At 65.0% G+C, this 6,356-nt stretch carries 6 protein-coding genes; 5 read left to right on the forward strand and 1 reads right to left on the reverse strand.

What is annotated here, in order from left to right:
* On the reverse strand, positions 1-1,120 hold a 1,120-nt coding region (locus B2994_RS00005), incomplete at its 3' end, for a sensor histidine kinase (protein WP_291526368.1).
* 122 nt (positions 1,121-1,242) lie between these two features.
* Between B2994_RS00005 and B2994_RS00010 the strand changes: the two genes are divergently transcribed.
* From B2994_RS00010 to B2994_RS00030, 5 genes are all read left to right on the forward strand, one after another.
* Positions 1,243-2,583 carry an alpha/beta fold hydrolase gene (locus B2994_RS00010; protein ID WP_291526369.1) on the forward strand — a complete coding sequence of 447 codons (1,341 nt, stop codon included), beginning with the start codon at positions 1,243-1,245 and terminating at the stop codon, positions 2,581-2,583.
* A 49-nt stretch (positions 2,584-2,632) separates the two neighbouring features.
* Positions 2,633-3,433 (forward strand): pyrroline-5-carboxylate reductase, encoded by an 801-nt coding sequence (gene proC / locus B2994_RS00015; RefSeq protein WP_291526370.1) that lies wholly within the window; start codon positions 2,633-2,635, stop codon positions 3,431-3,433.
* 90 nt (positions 3,434-3,523) lie between these two features.
* Positions 3,524-4,618, forward strand: a complete 1,095-nt coding sequence (gene ychF, locus B2994_RS00020) for a redox-regulated ATPase YchF (RefSeq protein WP_291526371.1) — start codon at positions 3,524-3,526, stop codon at positions 4,616-4,618.
* Positions 4,619-5,213: 595 nt separating this feature from the next.
* A complete protein-coding gene (locus B2994_RS00025; RefSeq protein ID WP_291526372.1) occupies positions 5,214-5,501 on the forward strand; it encodes a type II toxin-antitoxin system RelE/ParE family toxin in 288 nt (95 codons plus the stop codon).
* Positions 5,473-5,775: a HigA family addiction module antitoxin gene (locus B2994_RS00030; RefSeq protein WP_291526373.1), complete on the forward strand. Its 303-nt coding sequence runs from the start codon at positions 5,473-5,475 to the stop codon at positions 5,773-5,775. The genes B2994_RS00025 and B2994_RS00030 overlap by 29 nt, the downstream gene beginning before the upstream one ends.
* Positions 5,776-6,356 lie beyond the last annotated feature (581 nt).

The raw sequence follows: 6,356 nt of genomic DNA on the forward strand, positions 1-6,356 counted from the left end.
CGTCCCACTGCTCGCGCACCGTTACATGCACGCCCGGTCCCGCGTATTTGCGGACGTTGGTCAGGGCCTCCTGCGTCAGACGATAGATGGCCTCGCCGGCCTCGGGACTGAGCCGGTCGGGGGCCCGGTCGCCGCCGACGGTGTGGACGAGCGTGCCGTGGACGGTCGCCAGGGTCGCGGCGGAGGTGTCCAGCAGTTGGGCCATATCCGCGTATTCGGCGTGATTCGGCCCGCCGAATACGTCCAGCAGGCGATTCATGTCGCGCAGGGCTCGTTCGGATTCATGCCGGATGGTCGCCATGGTGGCTCGCGCCACGGCGGGATCGTTGGTCCCCGCGTACCGGCCTCCATCGGATTGGATGATGATGGTGGACAGCGTGTGGGCCACCACGTCATGCATGTCGCGGGCGATGCGTGCTCGCTCCGCCGCCGATGCGATGCGCCGCTCCTCGATCTGGGAGGCCTCAAGCGCCGCGTTGCGCTCCTGCAACGCACGTACGGTGGCGACGCGCGCCCGTTTCCAGAATGCGAGTATGATCACGCTGACCAGCAGCATGACCATCACCGCCGCCGTGATCATGAAGTCGGTCGCCATGAGGCTCACGCAGCTGATGGTGGGGCCGTCGGTCCAAAAGGTGTCGCAGCCGTCGACGAAGTACGGCATGCCGACATGCGATCCGCTGCGCAGGGTTGCGACCAGCGAGCCGGCGTTGACGCTGATCGCGTTGACGAGGTCGGCGGCAAGGGCCATACCGAATCCGATCGCGATCATAGGCCGCGTATCGCGGGGATCGCCGTACGCCAACACGGAGTACAGCATGATCAGACTGAACATGTCCCCGTAGGTCAGCGACGGCCCCAGCAGCAGCTGTGCCGCCGCGATCGCCGCGTACGCCAGCGCCGCCGGCCTGGGGTGGGTGCGGCGGACCATCAGCGGAATCGTCAATGCGACGGACCACCACGGCGAATGCCCGCCGGCGTCGAAGAGCAATCCGGGGGAGTCCGCGGATGACATGCCGAGCAACAGCGCGCCGAACGACAGGCAGATGGCCAGGAGCACGTCGGCGACGGTGGTGTTCGCACGCGCCCACGTCAGAATGCGGTTCCCTCTGTGTCCCATGGATGCAAGGCTAGCGCCTGGAGGGGGACTGCGCATTTGTCGCGCGGTGTGGGTGAGATGGGCATCAGTGATTTCGTCGTGTATTCGGCGATGTTCCGGCAACAGGAAAGGATGGACAGGCGATGACGTTGTTGGCGCGGTATTACGTTCCGGGACTGAGTGTGGAGGATCGTTCGATTGACGTTCCGTTGGATTGGTCCGGCAAGCAGCCCGGCGAGGGGTTCGCCGGCGAAAGCATCAAGCTGTTCTACCGCGTGCTGTCCGCGCCCGAGCACGTCAACGACGACATGCCGCTGCTGGTCTTTCTGCAGGGCGGCCCCGGCGGCTCCGGCCCCCGCCCGCTTGACCCGCATTCCGACGGATGGATCGCCGAAGCCGTCAAGCATTTCCGCGTGATCCTGCCCGATCAGCGCGGCACGGGCCGGTCGAACCGCGTGGACGGCACGGTGATGGGGCGTATTGGCGAACCGGCGGCGCAGGCCGCGTATCTCAAGCATTTCCTCGCCGACTCCATCGTCAGGGATTTTGAGCATCTGCGCCGCACCGTGTTCTGCGGCCGCCAGTGGGTGACGCTGGGACAGAGCTACGGGGGCTTCCTGACCCTGACGTATCTGTCGCTGTTCCCCGAAGGCGTGACCGCGAGCTTCACATGCGGAGGCATTCCTCATGTGCCCGCCGACGCCACCGAAGTGTACGAGCACACCTTCCCGCGCATGGCGAGGAAGACCGGGCAGTTCTACGACCGTTATCCGGTGGATGCGCAGCGCGCGGCCGCCGTGGCTGACGTGCTCGCCGACGGCGAGGTGACCCTGCCCAATGGAGATCCGCTGAGTGTGGAGCGCTTCCAGATGCTCGGCTCGGATTTCGGCATGAAGCCGAGCTTCGAACGCGTGCATTGGATTCTCGACGACGCGTTCCTCGACGGCGACGGCAGTGCCTCGAAGGGGTCCCCGCTGAGCGAGGAGTTTCTGACCAAGGTGATGAACGCCACTTCGTCCCGTCCTCTCTACTGGCCGCTGCAGGAGTTCATCTACGCCAACGGCGAGCTCGACGAGCCGATTCGCTGGGCCGCGCAGCGCGTGCGCGACGCCAGGCCGGAATTCGACGCGTCCGCCCGCCCTCTGCTGTTCACCGGCGAGGCCATGTTCCCCTGGATGTTCAAGCAGGAGGCCGCGTTGCGCCCCTTCGCGCCGGCGATGGATCTGCTGATGGAGGACACCAGCTGGGGCGTGATCTACGACGAGGACCAACTGGCGCGCAATGAGGTGCCGTTGCAGGCCGCGGTCTATTTCGACGACATGTACGTGGACTCCGGCATGCAGTTCGACACCCTGTCCCGAGTGGGCAACTCGCATTACTGGACCACCAACGAGTTCGAGCACGACGGGCTGCACGGTTCCGTGGTGTTCAAGCACCTGTACGACGAGGCCCTGAACCGCGGCGACCTCGAGGCGCTGTTCTGACCGGGGGCGCGTCGTTGCAGGAGTTGTGGGAAGCGAAGGGAATATGAGCATGGATGACATCACCATTGGTTTCATCGGATATGGCAACATGGCCCAGGCCATCGCGCAGGGCCTGGTGGGCGCCGGCGTGGTGAACGGCGGGCAGATCGTCGCCTGCGCCGCGCATTTCGACAAGCTCGAGGCCAATGCCGCCAAGCTCGGCGTGCGCCCGCTGCATTCCGCCGTCGAGGTGGCCTCCGCCGCGGATGTGGTGATCGTGGCCATCAAGCCGCATCAGGTCGAAGCGGTCGTCAAGCCGATTGCCGGGGAGCTCGCGAAGGCCGGCAAGATCGTCGTCTCCATCGCGGCGGGATGGGATCTCGCCAAATACCGCGAACTGTTCGGCGCCGCCTTCGGCGCCGCGCATGTGCAGTGCACCATTCCGAACACGCCGATGGCGGTCGGCAAGGGCGTGCTCGTCACGGAAGCCGACAACACGCTGACCGGCGAACAGACGGCGTTGTTCGAGCGCCTGTTCGGCCCGATCAGCCTGATCGAACGCGTCGACACCACGCATATGACCATTGCCATGGTGGTGGCCGGATGCGCGCCGGCCTTCACCGACATGTACATCGAGGCGCTTGGCGACGCCGGCGTCAAATACGGGTTGCAGCGTGCGGCGGCCTATCGTCTCGCCGCCAAAATGGTCGAGGGCGTGGGTGCGCTGTACATGGCCGCCGAAACCCATCCGGGCGTCATGAAGGATGCGGTCTGCTCGCCCGGCGGCACCACGATCCGCGGCGTCGCCTCGCTGGAGGAGTCCGCCTTCCGCGGCGCGGTGATCAGGGCGGTCGACGCGATCGCCGGGTGAGTCGCCCGATCCGCCGCCCGCCACGCGTCACGTCGCCACGCCGTCGCGCCGGCTGACGCGATGACGTGACGGGAAGGTAGTGTGGAGGGCATGTCTCTTACCATTGGAATCGTCGGACTGCCGAATGTCGGCAAGTCCACCATGTTTAACGCCCTGACCCGTAACAACGTGCTTGCGGAGAACTACCCGTTCGCCACCATCGAGCCGAACACCGGCATCGTGCCGCTGCCGGACAAGCGTCTTCCGGTGCTCGCCAAACTGGTGCACACCGAGAAGATCGTGCCCGCCACCGTCACCTTCGTGGACATCGCGGGCATCGTCAAGGGCGCGTCGGAGGGCGAGGGCCTGGGCAACAAGTTCCTCGCCAACATCCGCGAGGCGGACGCGATCTGCGAGGTGGTGCGCGCCTTCGAGGACGACGACATCGTGCATGTGAACGGGCACGTCGACCCGGCCGACGACATCGACACCATCAACACCGAGCTGATCCTAGCCGACCTGCAGACCATCGAGAACGCGCTGCCCAAACTCGAGAAGGATCTTCGCGGCAAGAAGATCGAACCGGCCTATATGGACGCCGTCAAGCAGGCCAAAACAATCCTCGAGTCCGGCGAGACGCTGGACAAGGCCGCTCGCGAGGGTCGTTTCGACAAGGACTCCGTCTACGATCTGCATCTGATGACCGCCAAGCCGTTCATCTACGTGTTCAATGTGGATGACGCCGAATTGCAGAACAAGGAACTGCAGAGCAAGCTCGCCGCCTCCGTGGCCCCGGCCCCCGCCATCTTCCTCAACGCCCAGTTCGAGGCCGATCTGACGGAGCTTGACGAGGCGGACGCCCGCGAAATGCTCGCCGACGCCGGGCTTGAGGAGTCCGGTCTCGACCAGTTGGCCCGCGTGGGCTACGACACGCTCGGCCTGTCCACCTTCCTCACCGCCGGCGAGAAGGAGGTGCGCGCCTGGCAGATCCACAAGGGCTTCACCGCCCCGCAGGCCGCCGGCGTCATCCACACCGATTTCGAGAAGGGCTTCATCAAGGCCGAGATCGTCTCCTACGATGATTTCGTCGCCGCCGACGGCTCCATGGTCAAGATCAAGGAGGAGGGCAAGCTGCGCCAGGAGGGCCGCGACTACGTCATGCAGGACGGCGACATCGTCGAATTCAGGTTCAACGTTTCCAGGTAGCGTTTCCGCCCATGTGAAAACGGCTTGTTTCCAACGATTTCGGGCTTTCCGAACGTTGGAGGCAAGCCGTTTTTTGAATGCGCGAGATCGGATACGGCCTGATCCCGCTCGGGCAATGGCGTCGACTGTGGGTCGGGCTCGTCGCGCGACGGAACACGATCCTCATGCTCGACGCCGCGCCATGCGGCTACATGGCGCTCGTCCACGTCACCGACCGGATCGACCGCCGGCTCACGCCGCAGCCGGACAGAATCCTGTGGGCCACTGCCCCGAATGCGACGCCATGCTCCGACTGGCGGACGTGCGGGTCGCCTATCTCGACAGGGCGGCCGAAACCGAACTCGGCTCGGCCGCCGCGACCGGCATGCACATCACCCGCACCAGCCGGGGCCGCCGGATGGCTCGTCGAAACCATGGGCGGGGTTCGGGGGTGGACCGGCTGCGCAGCTGGCGGCGCAGGGGGCGGGCTGCCGTCCCGCAAACGACTCGAGGGCGGCTGTTGGGAATGGTCGGCGTCCGATCTGCTGGCACGCGCCGGCGGGGCGTGATATGGTGATGTTTGACGATACTAATGTATCGCATTAGTATCGTGTCTGTGAGAACGCGGAACGGGGAACTCAACGACTACCTCTACGGCGGCACATACCCGAAAGGCTACCCGTCCGGAGTGGAAAAGCAGCTCAAGCGCAAGCTCCAGATGCTCAAGGCCGCGCACGCGCTCCAAGACCTCAAGATTCCGCCCGGCAATATGCTCGAACCATTGAAGGGCGACCTGCTGGGCCACTGGAGCATCCGCGTCAACAAGCAATGGCGTCTCATCTTCCAATGGGACGACGAAAACAAGGAGGCATACGATGTCTACTTCGACGACTACCACCGATGAATACCTCAGTGCGCCCGGCGAGATTCTCAGCGAGGAATTCATGCAGCCACTCGGCATCACCGGATACCGTCTCGCCAAAGCCATCGACGTGCCCCAGACGGCCATCAGCGAGATCGTCAACGGGAAGCGCGCCATTACCATCCCCATGGCCTACCGCCTAGCCAAGGCGCTCGGTACCACACCCGAATTCTGGGTCAACCTCCAACGCGACTATGACATGCTCAGCTTCGACCCCAGCCAGCTCGGCGACATTCGCCCGCTCGTCGAAGCATGACCTTGAAAACCGTTGCGGTCGTTGGCTGGCCGAGTTTTTGTGCCACTTTGTCGTGTGGTTGGTGGTGTGGAAGGGGTCGTGCCATAATGCGTGGGGCCCCGAGAATGCAGGTGGTTCCGGGGCTTCGTGCGTAATCGGGGGCTTGCAAGCGGACGTGCTTCGACCGGGTGCCGCCGTGTTTGAAGAGGGGCTGTCTTCCCGAAGCGTGGAGCGATTGCCGTGGCGGGACGCTTGGGGGGGGGTCGGTGGTCTTGCGGCCTTCACCGGTGCCGGCGTGGTTCAGGCGGGCCGCGGGGCCCGCGCATGGGGGGCGCCGTGCGCCGGGCTCACTGGAGGCGTCGGCGTCGGCGCGGCCTGAATCGCGTGTCCGCCCCCGAATGGCGGCTGGTGACAAGGCGCCCCCGCGACGCTGCCCGCATCCAGTGAGGCCGTGCCGGTCGTGATGGTGTGAGTCCATTGATTTCGCGTGCGCTTTGGCATTGGTGAAGTTACCGGGGGCTTGTGGGCGAGGGGCCGAGCGTCAGGCTCATATGATGGGCGGAATATGATGCGCGCCTTGATCTCCACTGGTTCGATGGCCT

Source organism: Bifidobacterium sp. UBA744 (assembly GCA_002298605.1).
Taxonomy (GTDB): Bacteria; Actinomycetota; Actinomycetes; order Actinomycetales; family Bifidobacteriaceae; genus Bifidobacterium.

Coding starts and splice junctions, on each gene's coding strand:
- B2994_RS00030 (WP_291526373.1), top strand. CDS start 5,473: ATGTCTACTTCGACGACTACCACCGATGAATACCTCAGTGCGCCCGGC.
- ychF (WP_291526371.1), top strand. CDS start 3,524: ATGTCTCTTACCATTGGAATCGTCGGACTGCCGAATGTCGGCAAGTCC.
- proC (WP_291526370.1), top strand. CDS start 2,633: ATGGATGACATCACCATTGGTTTCATCGGATATGGCAACATGGCCCAG.
- B2994_RS00010 (WP_291526369.1), top strand. CDS start 1,243: ATGACGTTGTTGGCGCGGTATTACGTTCCGGGACTGAGTGTGGAGGAT.